The organism is Novosphingobium clariflavum (genome assembly GCF_026420865.1).
GTDB lineage: Bacteria > Pseudomonadota > Alphaproteobacteria > Sphingomonadales > Sphingomonadaceae > Novosphingobium > Novosphingobium clariflavum.
On record NZ_JAPCWC010000031.1, the window covers coordinates 1 to 14,986 of the forward strand.

A 14,986-nucleotide genomic window follows, 5' to 3' on the forward strand; every position below is an offset into this window, starting at 1 on the left:
TGCGATTGGGTTTGACCGTCGAATGCCCTGGCTGTGGTGAAACTATCCGCCCGATCGATGACACCCCGATCGGTGCGATCCAGCGCTTGATTGACGAGGCTGATAACGAATGAGTGAGGACGAAAATCTGCCCCACTTCGGGGCCCTCCTCCTTCCAGAGCTGGCACATTAATTTCTGTGATCCGCCTAGGATTTCAGAGGCTTCTTGGGGCTCTGCGAATAGCCAAAGCTGAACCGGGCGCCGAATGCCCCAGTTTCGTCCCGGTTCAAAGGGCTCGGCAGTGGCCTAAAGGATCGTTAGTAGCTTCTCAGAGCCCCGAAATCCGGGCATAAGAGATTTCTGAGAGGTCCGGCAGGAAATAGGACCCACTCCAGCCGGTCTTGCCCATTCGCTGTCTAAATGGCCTTCCACTCTAGACAGTCGATTTGAGCCTCGCTTGGAAAGCGCACCGGGCCCCAAATGGCGGAACTCCTCGGAAAAATCCCACGGAGTCCCCGTCGTGTTCACAAAATCCCATTCGGACAACCACTCCAGAACCTCTAGTCAGCGTACACTGAAATCGATCGTCCGGCTCAGAACTTGTAGTTCGCCATCAGGCCGAAATAGTTGCCGCTCTTGCCGCCGTTGTCCTGGAAGGAATCGCTGGCGGCGAAGTAGGTTTCCCAGAGGCGGAAGGCGAGGCGGTCGGTAGCCTGCCACGAGGCTTCGAGGTTGAGGTCGGTGCCGATCCGGCGGCTGGAATCGTAGGGTGCGAAGCTCGATCCCGAGGGGCCGATGTAGACGCCGTCGCCTTTGCTGGCGCGCCACAGGAAGTCCGGGCCGGCCATGACGGTGATCGCCGGGGTCGGCTTGACGGTGACCGAGGGGTAGAGGTCCATCAGGTTCGAGAAGCTGAAGAACGCCGCCTCGCTGATCAGCGGCAGGCGGGCGGCGGCGGGCACGAAAGTGCTCACCTTGTTGTCGGCGAGGTCCTTGTCGCCGCTGAAGTAGTTGGCGCGCAGGCCGAGGCGCGGCTTCATCGGGGCGTCGCCGAAGGTGTAGCCGCCTTCGAACATGGCGCCGTAGGCATCGATTTCCTTGCCGATGAACCGGCCGCTCTGGTGGGTGCCTTCAAGGTCGAGGTCCCAGTGGGGACCGCGCTTCCACAGGCGGCCGCCCCAGTTGTTGCGGTCGTCCTTGCCGACACCGGCGGCCAGCGTCGCGCGGTCGCGCTCCATCTCGTACCAGTAGATGTCGGTGCCGAAGCCGGCGATGCGGTTGGGCGCGCTGATGTAGACGCCGTGGAAGTCCTGCGCGTGGTTGGGGCCGTCGTCGAAGGTGCCCGGATCGATCAGGATCGGCTTCACCGCAAAGACATCCACCGAGACCTTGCCCGGCAGGATGTAGGTGGCGCGCACACCCTGATAGGTGAAGCGCATGTTGAGGCCCTCGCGCACGCCTGCCAGCTTGCCGTTGCCCAGCGGCATCTCGAAGCGGCCGGGGCGCAAGGTGATCTTGCCGGCATCGCCCAGCGGCACCGTCACGTCGACGAAGGCCTGGTAGATGTCCAGCTTGTCGCGGTTGGGGCCGGTGGCGAAGCTCTCGCCATATTCGCGGTTGTCGCCCAGTTCGAGGTAGGCGCGCAGGTTCGGGCCGACATGCAGGTCCGCCAGCAGACGCAGGCGGGTCTGGACCGGGTTGTTGCTGTCATTTGCCGAAAGGCCCAGCCTGGCGTGGTGCCAGTCGGTATAGTAGACGCGCGCCTCGCCGCCGAGCGTGAGGTAGATGTCGTCACCCGCGATGGGGAGGTGCTTGATCTTTTCGAGCAGCGGCGCATCGGCATCGGGCTTTTTCGACCAGTCCTCGGTCCAGCGGATGTTCTGCGGCAGATCTGCGGGGCCGGGGCGGCCGCCGGGCATGGCTTCGGCGGGGCGCGCCTGCGACTTGGCGGGGCGGATGCCGGGAGGGGCCTGGGTGGAGAGCGTACCGGCCTCGCCGGTCTTGGCGGTCTCGGGCGGGACCGACTGCGCGCGCGCGGGCTGGACGGGGAACATGGCCGCAGCGGCCGTGCCGCAGGCGAGAAGGGTCAGGGCGCGGGACATGCGCATGGGGGGAATTCCTCTCTGAAACGTCTTGGTATTCTTACTCGGGACGACCGGCCGCACTCCGGCCGTCCCGCATTCTTCTCTTGCCCGGATCAGGCGATCGCGGTTTCGCGGTAGCGCACCAGCGACAGCGCGACGGCCGCAATCAGGGTGCCGCAGGCCAGCGTCATGGCGACCGGGGCGAGCGCCCAGCCGGAGCTGAACAGCACCCCGGCGACGATCGGGCCGAGCGCCGCACCGGCGCGGCCCACGCCGATGACCAGGCCGGTGCCGCCGCCGCGCAGCGCCGCCGGGTAGCTCTGGGCGATCACGGCATAGAAACCGGCGATGGCGGCATTGAGGAAGAAGCAGGCCACGCAGGCGATCAGCGAGAGGCCGCTCAGCGTCGTGAAGCCCTGGCCGAACAGCATGACCGCGCCTGCTCCCAGCACCATCGAGGCGACCACCAGCGGGCGGATGCCGACTTTCTGGCTGAGCAGGCTGACGACGACCGAGCCGATGGCGCCGCCGACGTTCGCCCAGACCAGCACGCCGCCCGCCGATGCGGGAGCGAAGCCGAGGTCGACGACGATCTTGGGGATCCACTTCACCAGGAAGTAGAAGGTCATCATGTGGAAGAAGCACACCGCGGTCAGCAGCACCGTCACGCTGGCAAGGCCGGGCGCGAAAAGCGCGGCGACGCTGGTGCGCTTCTTGGCCGGATCGACCGGCGGCAGTGCCGCGAGCGGCTGGCGGTTCTGCTTCACCAGCGTGCGGTTGATCTTCTCCAGCGCATTGGCAGGGCGCCGCAGCAGCAGGAAGGCCATGGTTTCCGGCACCAGCCAGAGCACCAGCGGGATGAAGCACAGCGTGATCACCGCGCCGAATTCGAAGACCGACTGCCAGTGGCCGGTGGCGCCAAGCAGCATCGAGGCGATCGAGCCGCCAACGATGGCGCCCATCGGATAGCCGCCGGCCATGATCGCGACGGTGAGGTTGCGGCGGCGGGCGTTCGAGCACTCGGCGACGACGGCATTGGTCGCGGCCAGCATGCCGCCGATGCCGAGCCCGGTGAACAGGCGGTAGACCGACAGCACCGGCACGCTGGTTGCGGTGGAGGCGAGGAACATGCCCGCGCCCATGATGACGAGGCAGGCCAGCAGCGTCGGGCGGCGGCCGATTTTGTCAGCCAGGCTGCCGAGAATGAAGGCGCCGATGCCCATGCCGAACAGTTCCATCGACAGCACGAGGCCGAGCGCGGCGCGGTCGATGCCCCAGTCCTTGGCGATGCCGGGCGCGGCAAAGCTGATCGACAGGACGTCGAACCCGTCAAGGGCGTTGAGCGCGGTCGCGATGCCGATGGCAATGATCTGCCGGTAATGCATCGGCTCGCGCGCGATGATGGCGCGTGGGTCTTCCATGCACTTCTCCTGTTGTACCGCTGCCTTCCGAGGGCGCGGGAATTATTGGCGACGCTGGCGGCGGCGCATGGCTGGACTCAAGTGTCCGATCCGAAACTCTCGTTCCGGATTGTTCGGTGCCGGCCCTCTCCTCCACCCGGCCGCCCGACAGGGGGACTTGTGGAAGGTCGGGCGGGGGGAGAGGGCCAGTACCGAACCGAAATTCACCGCTGCGGCGAATTTCGAATCAGAACCTCAGGCCGGCTGTGCCGCCACCGAGTAAGTGCGCTGCTGGTCGCGGGTCTTCACGAAGTCCTCAAGCGTCTCTCCGCGCATTGAGGCATAAATGTCCAGATTGGATACCCCCGTCACGGCCGCCAGCGTTCTCCGGAACGCAGAAGATCGCGCCGTAGTGGATCAGCCCGCGTTAGTCGCGATTTCTGGTAAGTTGCTGTTTATGTTCTATAAATTCGGCATTTCCCATCGCCTTGTCCGCATCGGCAAGGCAGGCGGCGCGGGCTTCGGGATCGTTTTCCAGCAGGTCCATGAAGCGGGCGTCCCATTCGGGATCGTTGAACCCGCAGCGCTCGCCGTGGACCTGGTGCGACAGCCCGCCGGTGGCGACCAGCGCGACCTTGAGGTCTTCGGGATAGCTCTCGATGGCGGTGCGCAGCGCCTGCCCCAACTTGAAGCAGCGGCGCGCGGTGTGTGGGGGGGGAGGGAGCGGACCGGTGCCGCGAAATTCGCTTTTCGCGAATTTCCAAACGGTCTCTCCGGCGGCGCAACGCTCCTGGTCAGGGGCGTGCGCCGGTGAGCGGGAAAGTACCGAAGGGGCCGTTGGCGTTCTCGCCGGTCATGCGTCCCGCCTTCACGGTCACGTCGTAGCTGACGGTGATCGGCATCGGCATCGAGGCCTTGCCCTGGAACTTGGCGCGGCCGTCCTTCACGGCGCCGGCCACAGCGACGGTGCCTTGCTCGGCGCTGACCTTGCCGGTCACCACGTTGCCGTTCACGGCCAGGTCCATCACCGCCTTCTGCGGGCCGACCGGGGTCTGGATGACGATGGCCCACTTGCCCGTGAAGTCCTGCGGCCTGGCCGTGCTGGCCGCCGCCGCCTTGGCCTTGTCCAGCAGCGCCTGCTTCTCGGCCGGAGCCGCCTTTGCGCGGGCGCGCAGATAGAAGCGGATGGTTTCGAGGTCGCTGTCGGAGATCTCGGGGAAGGGCGGCATGCCGTTCATCTTCAGCCCGCCCTGCTTGACGACCTGCCTGAACGTCGCCGCATCGGTGATGATCGGCGAATAGCGCAGGTCCGGCGCGGCACCGCCGCCGACCGCGTTCCAGCCGTGGCAGACGATGCAGGCGCGGGAGCCGAACAGCATCGCCCCTGCCTGCGCCCGCGCGAGGTCGGGTTTGAACGCCGGGTCCTGCGGAGGGGTGGGCTCTTCATAGGCAAAGGGCGGGATCGAGTCCTTGCCGTCCAGTGCAAAGGTCAGCACGCGGCGCGGCAGGCGGTAGTCGGTGCGGAAGGCCGCATTGCCGAGCGACTGCATGCCCGCGCCCTGACCGCCTGCGCCGGTGATGACGGTGACGTACTGCTTGCCGTTCATCCGGTAGGTGATCGGCGCGCCGACGATCGGGCTCTCGGTCCGGAACGACCAGAGTTCCTTGCCGGTCCCGGCATGGCGGGCGACGAACTTGCCGTCCATCTGCCCTTCGAACACCAGCCCGCCGCCGCTGGCCATGACGCCGCCGGGCCAGGTGCCGGGCAGTTCCACTTCCCAGGCCAGCGTCTGCGTCGCCGGGTTCCAGGCGCGCAGGAAGCTCTTGTGGCCGCCGGGCAGTTCCACCTCCGGGATCAGGGTGACGCCCATGCCCTTGCTGATCTCGCCGCCGCCGGCGCCGCCGTCCCCGATCAGTGCGCCCATCTCCAGGACCGGGATGTAGACCAGCCCGGTCTGCGGGCTGTAGGCCTGCGGCATCCACGAATGCGCGCCGGTCGGCCCGGGCCAGAGTTCGAACATGCCGGGCTTTCCGGCATAGCGGATGCCGGGGTTCTCGACCGGGCGGCCGGTCTTCTTGTCGATATGATCCGCCCAGCTGACCCGGGCGATCTTCTCGGCCGAGATGAATGCGCCGGTGGCCCGGTCGATCACGTAGAAGAAGCCGTTCTTCGGTGCCTGCATCAGCACCTTGCGGTCCTTGCCGTCGATCTTCAGCGTCGCCAGCGACATGTCGGTGGTGGCGGTGCAGTCCCACTGTTCGCCGGGGCAGACCTGGTAGTGCCACTTGTAGGCGCCGGTATCGGCATCGACCGCGACGATCGAGGCGAGGAACAGGTTATCGCCGCCGCCGGGGCTGCGCAGGTTCTGGTTGTAGGGGAATCCGTTGCCGACGCCGAGGTAGATCATGTTCAGTTCGGGATCGTAGCTGAAGGCGTTCCAGGCCGTGCCGCCGCCGCCGCGCCGGCTGCCGTCGGGGTTGGTCCACCCGCTCGGCCAGGTCTTGCGCATGACCGCTTCGGCCTTCTGGTTCACCGGCGAAACCTCCTCCCCCGGCGTGGTGAAGAAGCGCCAGACCCGCTTGCCGGTCTTTTCGTCATAAGCGGTGACGAAGCCGCGGGCCGGGCTGATGTCCGCGCCGCCGAAGCCGACGATCACCTTGCCGCCGAACACCCGCGGCGCGCCGTTCGAATTGCGCGGGGCCTGGTCGGGATAGTCGTACGTCTTCCAGACTTCCTTGCCGGTCCCGGCGTCGAGCGCGATCACGTAGCCATCGGTGGTGACGAGGAAGACGCGGCCCTGGTGATCCGGGCCGGCATCATAGGCGATGCCCTTGTTGCCCCAGGACATCTGCAGGGCCGAGGTCGCCCGGTCGCGGGTGCCGGCGTCGTATTCCCACAGCTGCCGGCCAGTCACCGCGTCGAGCGCACGGATGTGCGAATGGCCGCTGGTGAGGAACACCTTGCCCTCCGCCATGAGCGGCGTGCTGGCGGTATAGCCGGGCTCCAGATCGTAGTGCCAGGCCAGCTTGAGACTGCCGACGGTATCGGTGTTGATCTCATCCAGCGGGGAATAGTGGGTCTCGCCGGGGGTTCGGCCCCAACTGGGCCACTCGTCGGGATCGGCGACCATGCCCTGTTCGATCGGCTGCGCGGCTTTGTTGCAGGCAGTCAGTGCCAGGGGCGCGAGCATGGCCAGCGCCAGCCCGAGCGCTGCGGTTACGGGACGTGCGGTCACGGCGTCTTCCCCCAGAGTGTCCTGTCTTTTCGGGGGAAGCGCTATCAGTCGCCGACGGGCTTGGGAAGATTTGCTACATGCTGTGTATCATATCTTGCCCGGGTTATCGCCCTCGCGAAGGGGCCCCACGCGAAGGGCCCCCCGCGAACAGGTCTCATGCGAACGGCAACAGGCAAAGGCCCCGGCCACCCTTGCGGATGACCGGGGCCCCGGTGGCTCCATCCTCCAGGCAGGGGATGGAATCAGTGGGTGCCGGCGCCTGCCGGGATCGGAGTGCCCTGCTTCAGGTAGACCCGGTTGTCCTCGATGCGGTCGACATTGTCGAAGGCGATGAAGTGGTGGGCACCGTCCGAGCTGTCCGAACGGGTCAGCTTGATCTGGTCATGCTTCACTTCGTCGACGGTGCCGACATGCTGACCGGCGGCATCGGCTACTTCCATGTGCTCGCGAACGCGCAGCTTCTCGAACATTGCATCTCTCCTTGTCGTTGTGATGGAAGGAAAACGGCGTGAAGAGGCGCGCGTTCCGGCACTTGTCGGACCTCAGCCACGGCTCATGGCTTTCGCGCTTCCACACCGCCTGGAGATCGGGCGGCTGCGACAATTTGCGGCTTGAGCGGGCGGGCGTCCTCGGCTTGTCATCGCCGGGCGGCACTTCGCGGCCGCTCAGAACGCACGCATCCAAGCAGCTTCATCGCAACATACAGGGGAATTTCACGAGCATGCGCAAATGGCATCGTTGGCTGTCGATCTTTTTCGGCATCTTTATCCTGTGGATCGCGATCACCGGCGTGCTGAGCCAGGTTGCGGTGCTGTGGCCGAGCGGCGCCGCCGCCGAGCAGGTCACCGCCAGCCCGCCTCCGGGCTTTGTCTGCCCCGAGGGCTGGCGCTGCATGCCGCCGCGTCCGCAGGGCGGCATGCGCTCGCTGGTCGGGCTGTTCCACCATCTCCACTCGGGCGAGAGCTTCGGGCTGGTCGGCACCGTGATCTCGGTGCTGTCGGGGTTGGCGCTGGTGTTCTTCTCGTTCTCGGGGATCTGGCTCTACGTCCAGATGTGGCGTTTTCGCAGCAAGCGCGCGCTGGCGCCGCGCTGGTTCTGGAAGTGATCCGCGGCTGATCGCATCGAGGGGCGGGCGGGTGTCGTCAGGGCTCGGCGCCCAGCCCGAAGGTGGCGTCCCCGCGCGGCGCGAGCAATATGCGATCGCCATCGATTCCGTCGATCTCGCTGACGGTGACGAACGGGTGGCCGGGCTCGGCCAGCAACACTTCCTGCCCCTCGACCCGGTCGACCACGCCCAGCACCGCGCCATTGGAATCGATCACGGTCATGCCCTTGCGCACGAAGCCGGATCCGGTGTGCCAGGAAGTCTCTGCATCGGTGCTCATAGGGGGCTCTCCCGCGCTGTTGGGGGCTGTGCAATGCCTGCAATCTGGCGCGATCCGGCGAGTCGCGCAATCGCCTCTGGTCTACCAGTGCTTGCGTCCCCATATTGGGCGAGGCGCTAGATGTGCCGTTTTTAGCTGTGCAAACTTTGCACTGACGGCTCCACTTATGACGGAATTTGAGTATCGTGGCCCCCGTCGGTTCCGCGGTGCGCTTCGGAGCCAGAAAATTCTAGCGCCACGAATGCCCGGAACGCCGTCATTGCGGCCGCCAGCAGCCGTCGGCGCGCCTGTACGAATCGCCATCGGAGTTCGCCCATGTCCCTTCTCGAAGCCCGCAAGACCTACAAGCCCTTCGAATACCCCTGGGCCTACGACTACTGGAAGAAGCAGCAGCAGCTGCACTGGCTTCCCGAGGAAGTGCCGCTGGGCGAGGATTGCCGCGACTGGGCGCAGAAGATCTCGGAGCATGAGCGCAACCTGCTCACCCAGATCTTCCGCTTCTTCACGCAGGCCGACGTGGAAGTGCAGGACTGCTACCACGAGAAGTACGCCCGCGTCTTCAAGCCCACCGAAGTCAAGATGATGCTCACCGCCTTCTCCAACATGGAGACGGTGCACATCGCCGCCTACTCGCACCTGCTCGACACCATCGGCATGCCCGAGAGCGAATACGGCATGTTCCTCGAGTACTCCGAGCTCAAGGACAAGCACGACTACCTGCAGAAGTTCGGCGTCGACAACGACGAGGACATCGCCCGCACCCTCGCCATGTTCGGCGGCTTCACCGAGGGCGTGCAGCTTTTCGCCAGCTTTGCGATGCTGATGAACTTCCCGCGCTTCAACAAGATGAAGGGCATGGGCCAGATCGTCTCGTGGTCGGTGCGTGACGAATCGCTGCACTGCGAGGGCATCATCAAGCTGTTCCACGCCTTCACCCAGGAGCGCGGCTGCCTGACCAAGGCGGTGAAGGACGACATTGCCGACCAGTGCCAGACCACGATCCGCCTGGAAGACAACTTCATCGACCTCGCCTTCGAGATGGGCCCGGTTCCCGGCATGACCGCCAAGGACATCAAGCGCTACATCCGCTTCATCGCCGACTGGCGCATGGAGCAGTTGGGCCTCAAGCCGATCTACATGATCGAGGAACACCCGCTGCCCTGGCTGCAGCCGCTGCTCAACGGCGTCGAGCATGCCAACTTCTTCGAGACCCGCGCGACGGAATATTCGAAGGGCGCCACCCGCGGCGACTGGAACACCGTGTGGTCGAACTTCGACGCGCGCCGCAAGGTCAAGGCCAACGACGTGGAGCCGGTGGAGGACCATTCCGAGCCGGACATGTTCGGCGGCACCCAGGCGGCCGAATGAGTTCCGTCGCCTTCGGATAGCAAAAACCCCGCATGCGATCGGCATGCGGGGTTTTTTGTTGTCCCGGCACGCTCAGCACCAGTCGCCGCGATAGCCTTTCCAGCGTTCGGCAAGGCCCTCGCTGACCAGCACTTCGCCCAGGCTGCGGCCGCCGCGGGTGACGACGCGCAAGGCGCGGCCGTAGCGGTCGGTATCGCGCCCATCGCTCCAGGCCTGGAGCGAGAACGGGCCCTGGTTGAGCAGTTCGGTCATGCGCGCGGTTGCCCTGGCGCCGAGCTGCGCCTCGTGCGGGCAGGATGGCGTACTGGTTTCCGGCGCGTTGATGTCGGCTATGCGGATCTTCCGGCCTTCATACCAGAACGTGTCGCCATCGACGACACAGGTCGTGCGCCTGGCGCCGGCACAATGGGCGAAGCGGGCGTTCTCCCGGTCGATACTGCCGGCAACCGGGGCCGGCGACGGCGCGGCGAGCGGCAGGGTTCGGGAAGAGGGTGTCAGCGAGGGCAGGTCGTTCCAGAAGTACACGGTCAGGAACATCGCCAGCGCGCCGAGGATCCACGACGGCGAAATCGGGAAGCGGCGGCTTCTCGCAGCGCTGCGTGCGGGACGGCCACTGGCGATGGGGATCGGGCTGGAGGGGCGGCGAAACGGGTTCAGGCTAAAACGCATCAGGTCCCATATTCGCGCTGACCGGATTCGTCGAACTCTCCGCGGCAGGTGCGGATCATGCGATCGAGTTCCGCGCGGTGGAAGGCGTGGATCAGCTTGAGCCCCAGCGTGCCGTCACGCGTCCAGCGCACGCGCGCCTCGATCGCGGCGGCGCCGTCGACCTTGATGGCAACGATATCGTCGAGTTGCAGCGTGGCCATGCGGTCTTGGGCGGCCTCGGACAGGCAGCCGAGCCGGCAGCCTTCCTGCGAAAGTTCGATCAGCAGGCCGCTGCCGATGCGGCGGCCTTCACGGTGGATCGAGGCCTTGCGGCGCACGGCGAAGCGCTGGTGGGCGCTGAATCTCAAAGCTCTCACAGGCGATGCCCCCCGGCCATTCCTGGTCGGTCAGCCTGAAGCCCTAGGGTTATCATTCGGTTACCGGGTTTCTTGTGCCCGGATTAGCGACCCGACGGGGTGTTCAGACGGTCCAACTGCCCGGATTGGGCATGGGTTGATGTTTTTGCGCGTTGAGCAGACTCAGCACGCAGCGAACGATGACCAGCACGCCGACCGCCATCAGCACCAGCAGGCCGATCACCACGATCAGCAGCAGGCAACCGACGATCGAGCCGACAAGGCCGATCCAGAAGGTATTGATCAGGTACTGATAGTGCGAGGCTTCCCACTCCGCCTTCGCCTCACCCCGCCAGACATAGGCGAGCACGACGCCGACGATGAGCGTCACCCCCGTTACGCAGGAGGCCAGATAGAGCAGGCTGATGATCGTCGGATGGTTGAATTCGAAGCCGGAACTGGTGCTGCTGCGCTCGTCCATGGGTGCCCTCCACGATGGCCGGGCGGAATGCTGCCTCCATTGTGCGTTTTGCGCAAGTCCTCTTTCGAAAAGGGAAAAATCGGTGGGCGCGGAGGTCTGGCAGCCACTGGGGTAGCCACCGGGGCGATCAATACCGGGGCGGATGCGATCGCGCTGGTCTCGCGCCGATAGGGGGTTACCCTGATGGCAAGGGAATCGGCGGAAAGCCGGCGGAAACAGGGGATTTGCGGATGTCGGTGATCGAGATCGAAACGCGCATGGGGCGGCTGGCCGGGCAAAGTGGGCAGGGCGGCCAGGGCGGGCAAGATGGCCAGGGCGGGCTGGGCGTTTCGCGCTTCCTTGGCATTCCCTACGCCCGCGCCGGACGCTTCGCGGCGCCCGCACCGGCCGAGCCATGGCAGGGCCTGCGTGCCGCCGACCGATTCGCGCGCCGGTGTCCCCAGCAATATGGCGCCAGGATAAGGCCGGAGATGCTGGAGGGAGAGGACTATGGTGAGGATTGCCTACACCTCAACGTCTACTGCCCGCAAGGCGGCACGCCCGGCCCGAAGCCGGTCATGGTCTGGATCCACGGCGGCGCCTTCATGGCGGGCAGCGCGAATTCCTATGATGCCTCCCGGCTGGCGGGCGAGGGCGACATCGTGGTCGTCACCATCAACTATCGGGTTGGCGTGCTGGGCTTCGTCAATTTCGGCGATGCGCTCGGCATTCCCGGTATCCCGTCGAACCTCGGGCTGCGCGACCAGATCGCCGCGCTCGAATGGGTGCGCGATACCATTGCCGACTTCGGCGGCGATCCGCAGCGGGTGACCATCTGCGGGCAGTCGGCGGGGTCGATGTCGGTCTCGCTGCTGATGCTGTCGCCGCGCGCGCAGGGGCTGTTTCACGGCGCAGTCATGATGTCCGGCGCCGTCAGCCTGATCCACGACCGCGAGCGCGCGATCCGCGACGGCCAGCGCTATGCCGAGGTGCTGGGCCTCGACCAGGCGAGCGCAGAGCGCCTCAGGACGATGCCTCTCGGCGACCTCATCAAGGCGCAGGCCGAAGTCGGCAAAAAGTTGACTCATGCGATCCCCGCCGCCCCGTGGTACGATGGGGACATCCTGCCCGCCTCGTTTGCGCAGGCCCTGCAGACGCCGACCGCGCCGGTCCCGCTGCTGGCGGGCGCGACCCGCGACGAGATCCGGCTGTTCGACCTCATGCCGGGCGATATCCTGCCCTCGAAGTGGGCCGATCTCGAGGCGCTGCTGCGCGCGCAGCTTGGTGAGGTGCAGGCCGCGCGGATCCTCGCGTGCTATCCGCGCGACCGGAAGGGACGCATCGCGCTGGGCTCCGACCTCACTTTCGTCATGCCGACCCTGCACTTTGCCGAACGCCATGCCCGCACGCAGCCGACATGGTTCTACCGTTTCGACTATGCCCATCCGCTGGCCGGGGCCACGCACGGCCTGGACCTGACGCTGTTCTGGCCGTTTACCGGGCTGAAGATGGCGCTGGTGCGCGGTGGGCCGGATACGGGACGCCGCGCCGAACTGGGGCGGCGGATGCGCGCACACGTCGCGCATTTCGTCCGTCATGGCGATCCGGGCGACATCTGGCCGCGCTACGAAGAAGGCTCGCGCAAGGTGCGGGTCTACGATCTGGCCGACCGGTTCGAGGCGAACCCGGAGGCGGAGCGCTATGCCGCGTGGGCCGGGCGTGACGTGGAGCCGGGGAGGGGGAAGTAGAGGAAATCCTTAGAGCAGTTCCCGATCCGATCGCATCGGATCAACTGCTCTAAGATTTTGGTTTTACGCGTTTTCCGAGGCATCAGGTAATTCCACCTGATTAGAAAACGCTCTAGGCCAACTACGCTGCGCGTTCACGGATCTGGGGCCCAAGGCCCAAGGCTCCAGAATCATCCGCTTTCCTTAGTTCAGCCCGAGAAACAGCCCGGCCAGAGCCGCGCTCATCAGGTTCGAAAGGCTGCCCGCGCACAGCGCCCGCACGCCGAGGCGGGCGATGATCGGCCGCTGGTTGGGCGCGAGGCCGCCGGTCACCGCCATCTGGATCGCGATCGACGAGAAGTTGGCAAAGCCGCAGAGCGCAAAGGTCACGACGGCAACGGTGCGCGCGGACAGTTCCTTCATCTGGCCAAGGTCGATGAAGGCGACGAATTCGTTGAGCACGATCTTGCTGCCGAACAGGCTGCCGGCCTGCATCGCCTCGTGCCAGTCGGGCACGGCGAGCAGGTAGAAGACCGGGGCGAACAGATAGCCGAGCAGGCCCTGGAAGGTCACGCCCGTGAAGCCGAACAGCGCCCCGATCCAGCCGACCAGGCCGTTGGCAAGCGCGATCAGCGCCACGAAGGCCAGCACCATCGCGCCGACGGCGACGGCCAGCTTCACGCCGGTCTGGGCGCCCTGCGAGGCGGCCATGATGATGTTGGCGGGCTTTTCTTCCTCGTGCTCGACCGCTTCGGGTTCGTCGACGTGGACACCCGGAAGGTGGGTCACGTCGGCGCGGTTGAGCGCGGCGGCGGCGGCACCGGCGGGCGGCAGGGTGCCTTCATGCACGTCCGCCTCACCCTCGGTACCGGTCTCGGCAACCGGGCGCGGATCGGGCATGATCATCTTGGCCATGAAGATACCGCCCGGCGCCGACATGAAGGCGGCGGCCACCAGGTAGTCGATGCGGATGCCCATCGAGGCATAGGCGGCCAGGATCGTGCCGGCGACGCCGGCCAGGCCCACGCTCATCACACAGAACAGCTGCGAGGGGTTGAGGGCGGCGAGATAGGGGCGGATCACCAGCGGCGCCTCGCTCTGGCCCACGAAGATGTTCGAGGCGGCGCAGAGGCTTTCGACCTTGCTGATGCCGGTGATCTTTTCCAGGCCGCCGCCGATCCAGCGCACCACCAGCGGCATGATCTTGAGGTAGTAGAGGATCGAGATCAGCGAGGCGAAGAAGATGATGACCGGCAGCGCCGAGATCGCGAAGGAGTGGCCGCCGATCTCCGGGCTGGCAAGCGGACCGAACAGGAAGTCGACACCGGCATGGGCATAACCGAGCAGGCTTTCCACGCCCGCCGCGGCGCCGCCCAGCAAGTCCTTGCCGAAGGGAACATAGAGGACAAGCGCGGCCAGACCGGCCTGAAGCGCAAAGGCGGCGCCCACCACGCGCAGGCGGATGGCCTTGCGATTCGTGGACAGAAGAAAGGCGGCGGCCATGATGAGAACGATGCCAAGCAGGCTGTAGGCGACGTGCATCGTCCCCGGGTCTCCAAAAAACATGCTGAATCTGTGCGCAAACCTAAAGGCGCGCATGCGTGACGGCTAGTGCAATTGTGCCAAGCCCGTTAGAGCATCGCCATGGAACCGCAAGCCCCGGCAAGCGCGCAGTCCCGCGCGATTCTCATTCCCCGCTCGATGATGGTCTTCACGCCCCTCTACGGCGGGCTCGTGGTCCTGGCCGGTGTGCTGGGCATCAAGATCGCCTCGCTGGGGCACTGGCCGCTGGTCGGTGACCTTGCGGTGGAGTCCGGAATCTTCGCGTTTCTGCTGCTGGTGGTGATCTCCAGCGCGGTGGCCGAACTGCACGGCACGGTTGTCGCCAACCGGCTGGTGCGCTTCGGCTTCATCCCGCTGATCGTCTCGATGAGCCTGCTGGCGCTGGTGATCAACGTCGTGCCGCCCGCGCCGTTCTGGCAGGACCAGGAGGCCTATGCCCGGCTGCTGGGGCAGGGCGCGCGCATGCAGTTCGCAGGGCTGGTGTCCTACGGCGTGTCGCAGACGCTCAACGTCACCGTGTTCGCGCGGCTTGCCGCCGGGCGCGAGGGCGGTCTGCTGATCGTCCGCGCCTGGATCGCCAGCCTGCTCAGCCAGATCGTCGACACCCTGATCTTCATCACCATCTCCTTTGCGGGCGTCTTGCCGCTCTGGCAGATCATGGAGGGGCAGATCATCTCGAAGGTCCTGCTTTCCACGATCATGGTGCCGCCTTTCATCTGGCTTTTCGTGAAGCTGGGCCGCAAGCTGGATGGCGGCTGAGACAATCGGCGGATTCTCCC

Annotated in this window: 15 protein-coding genes; 4 read left to right on the forward strand and 11 right to left on the reverse strand. The window is 65.9% G+C overall.

The features are described from left to right. Positions 1-573: 573 nt before the first annotated feature. The 6 genes from OKA11_RS21360 to OKA11_RS21380 form a co-directional block, all read right to left on the reverse strand. Positions 574-2,088 (reverse strand): alginate export family protein, encoded by a 1,515-nt coding sequence (locus OKA11_RS21360; RefSeq protein ID WP_267224069.1) that lies wholly within the window; start codon positions 2,086-2,088, stop codon positions 574-576. Positions 2,089-2,177: 89 nt separating this feature from the next. Continuing rightward, the gene (locus OKA11_RS21365; protein ID WP_267224071.1) at positions 2,178-3,485 is read right to left on the reverse strand and encodes an MFS transporter; all 1,308 of its coding nucleotides are present in this window, start codon (positions 3,483-3,485) and stop codon (positions 2,178-2,180) included. A 234-nt stretch (positions 3,486-3,719) separates the two neighbouring features. Further along, entirely contained in the window at positions 3,720-3,836 is a 117-nt protein-coding gene (locus tag OKA11_RS24710) for a hypothetical protein (protein ID WP_353936230.1), read from the reverse strand. Positions 3,837-3,891: 55 nt separating this feature from the next. Then, positions 3,892-4,149, reverse strand: coding sequence for a DODA-type extradiol aromatic ring-opening family dioxygenase (locus OKA11_RS21370; protein WP_267224073.1), 258 nt, complete (start codon positions 4,147-4,149; stop codon positions 3,892-3,894). Between the two features lie 109 nt (positions 4,150-4,258). Next, positions 4,259-6,700, reverse strand: a complete 2,442-nt coding sequence (locus OKA11_RS21375) for a PQQ-dependent dehydrogenase, methanol/ethanol family (RefSeq protein WP_267224075.1) — start codon at positions 6,698-6,700, stop codon at positions 4,259-4,261. 242 nt (positions 6,701-6,942) lie between these two features. Continuing rightward, positions 6,943-7,170, reverse strand: coding sequence for a DUF2171 domain-containing protein (locus OKA11_RS21380; protein WP_267224077.1), 228 nt, complete (start codon positions 7,168-7,170; stop codon positions 6,943-6,945). A gap of 251 nt (positions 7,171-7,421) precedes the next feature. Between OKA11_RS21380 and OKA11_RS21385 the strand changes: the two genes are divergently transcribed. Then, complete coding sequence (locus tag OKA11_RS21385) at positions 7,422-7,805, forward strand: PepSY domain-containing protein (RefSeq protein ID WP_267224079.1); 384 nt, start codon at positions 7,422-7,424, stop codon at positions 7,803-7,805. A 37-nt stretch (positions 7,806-7,842) separates the two neighbouring features. Here the strand turns inward: OKA11_RS21385 and OKA11_RS21390 are convergent, their stop codons facing one another. Beyond that, positions 7,843-8,085, reverse strand: coding sequence for a DUF2171 domain-containing protein (locus OKA11_RS21390; RefSeq protein WP_267224081.1), 243 nt, complete (start codon positions 8,083-8,085; stop codon positions 7,843-7,845). Between the two features lie 315 nt (positions 8,086-8,400). Between OKA11_RS21390 and OKA11_RS21395 the strand changes: the two genes are divergently transcribed. Then, positions 8,401-9,453: a ribonucleotide-diphosphate reductase subunit beta gene (locus OKA11_RS21395; RefSeq protein ID WP_267224084.1), complete on the forward strand. Its 1,053-nt coding sequence runs from the start codon at positions 8,401-8,403 to the stop codon at positions 9,451-9,453. A 72-nt stretch (positions 9,454-9,525) separates the two neighbouring features. Here the strand turns inward: OKA11_RS21395 and OKA11_RS21400 are convergent, their stop codons facing one another. The 3 genes from OKA11_RS21400 to OKA11_RS21410 form a co-directional block, all read right to left on the reverse strand. After that, entirely contained in the window at positions 9,526-10,122 is a 597-nt protein-coding gene (locus tag OKA11_RS21400; protein ID WP_267224086.1) for a thermonuclease family protein, read from the reverse strand. After that, entirely contained in the window at positions 10,122-10,478 is a 357-nt protein-coding gene (locus OKA11_RS21405) for a hypothetical protein (protein ID WP_267224088.1), read from the reverse strand. Before OKA11_RS21405 ends, OKA11_RS21400 begins: the two co-directional genes overlap by 1 nt. Before the next feature lie 103 nt (positions 10,479-10,581). After that, a complete protein-coding gene (locus OKA11_RS21410; protein ID WP_142635801.1) occupies positions 10,582-10,938 on the reverse strand; it encodes a DUF4870 family protein in 357 nt (118 codons plus the stop codon). Positions 10,939-11,168: 230 nt separating this feature from the next. On the opposite strand from OKA11_RS21410, the gene OKA11_RS21415 reads away from it, so the two are divergent. Further along, positions 11,169-12,665 carry a carboxylesterase/lipase family protein gene (locus OKA11_RS21415; protein ID WP_267224091.1) on the forward strand — a complete coding sequence of 499 codons (1,497 nt, stop codon included), beginning with the start codon at positions 11,169-11,171 and terminating at the stop codon, positions 12,663-12,665. 183 nt (positions 12,666-12,848) lie between these two features. On the opposite strand, the gene OKA11_RS21420 is transcribed toward OKA11_RS21415, so the two are convergent. Further along, a complete protein-coding gene (locus tag OKA11_RS21420; protein ID WP_267224146.1) occupies positions 12,849-14,186 on the reverse strand; it encodes a NupC/NupG family nucleoside CNT transporter in 1,338 nt (445 codons plus the stop codon). Positions 14,187-14,288: 102 nt separating this feature from the next. Here OKA11_RS21420 and OKA11_RS21425 point away from each other — a divergent pair, with 102 nt between their 5' ends. Beyond that, complete coding sequence (locus OKA11_RS21425; RefSeq protein ID WP_267224094.1) at positions 14,289-14,966, forward strand: queuosine precursor transporter; 678 nt, start codon at positions 14,289-14,291, stop codon at positions 14,964-14,966. Positions 14,967-14,986 lie beyond the last annotated feature (20 nt).

Excerpts from the sequence above, each read along its gene's own strand:
- OKA11_RS21360 (WP_267224069.1), bottom strand. The coding sequence starts at position 2,088 with ATGCGCATGTCCCGCGCCCTGACCCTTCTCGCCTGCGGCACGGCCGCT.
- OKA11_RS21365 (WP_267224071.1), bottom strand. The coding sequence starts at position 3,485 with ATGGAAGACCCACGCGCCATCATCGCGCGCGAGCCGATGCATTACCGG.
- OKA11_RS21380 (WP_267224077.1), bottom strand. The coding sequence starts at position 7,170 with ATGTTCGAGAAGCTGCGCGTTCGCGAGCACATGGAAGTAGCCGATGCC.
- OKA11_RS21385 (WP_267224079.1), top strand. The coding sequence starts at position 7,422 with ATGCGCAAATGGCATCGTTGGCTGTCGATCTTTTTCGGCATCTTTATC.
- OKA11_RS21390 (WP_267224081.1), bottom strand. The coding sequence starts at position 8,085 with ATGAGCACCGATGCAGAGACTTCCTGGCACACCGGATCCGGCTTCGTG.
- OKA11_RS21395 (WP_267224084.1), top strand. The coding sequence starts at position 8,401 with ATGTCCCTTCTCGAAGCCCGCAAGACCTACAAGCCCTTCGAATACCCC.
- OKA11_RS21400 (WP_267224086.1), bottom strand. The coding sequence starts at position 10,122 with ATGCGTTTTAGCCTGAACCCGTTTCGCCGCCCCTCCAGCCCGATCCCC.
- OKA11_RS21410 (WP_142635801.1), bottom strand. The coding sequence starts at position 10,938 with ATGGACGAGCGCAGCAGCACCAGTTCCGGCTTCGAATTCAACCATCCG.
- OKA11_RS21415 (WP_267224091.1), top strand. The coding sequence starts at position 11,169 with ATGTCGGTGATCGAGATCGAAACGCGCATGGGGCGGCTGGCCGGGCAA.
- OKA11_RS21420 (WP_267224146.1), bottom strand. The coding sequence starts at position 14,186 with ATGCACGTCGCCTACAGCCTGCTTGGCATCGTTCTCATCATGGCCGCC.
- OKA11_RS21425 (WP_267224094.1), top strand. The coding sequence starts at position 14,289 with ATGGAACCGCAAGCCCCGGCAAGCGCGCAGTCCCGCGCGATTCTCATT.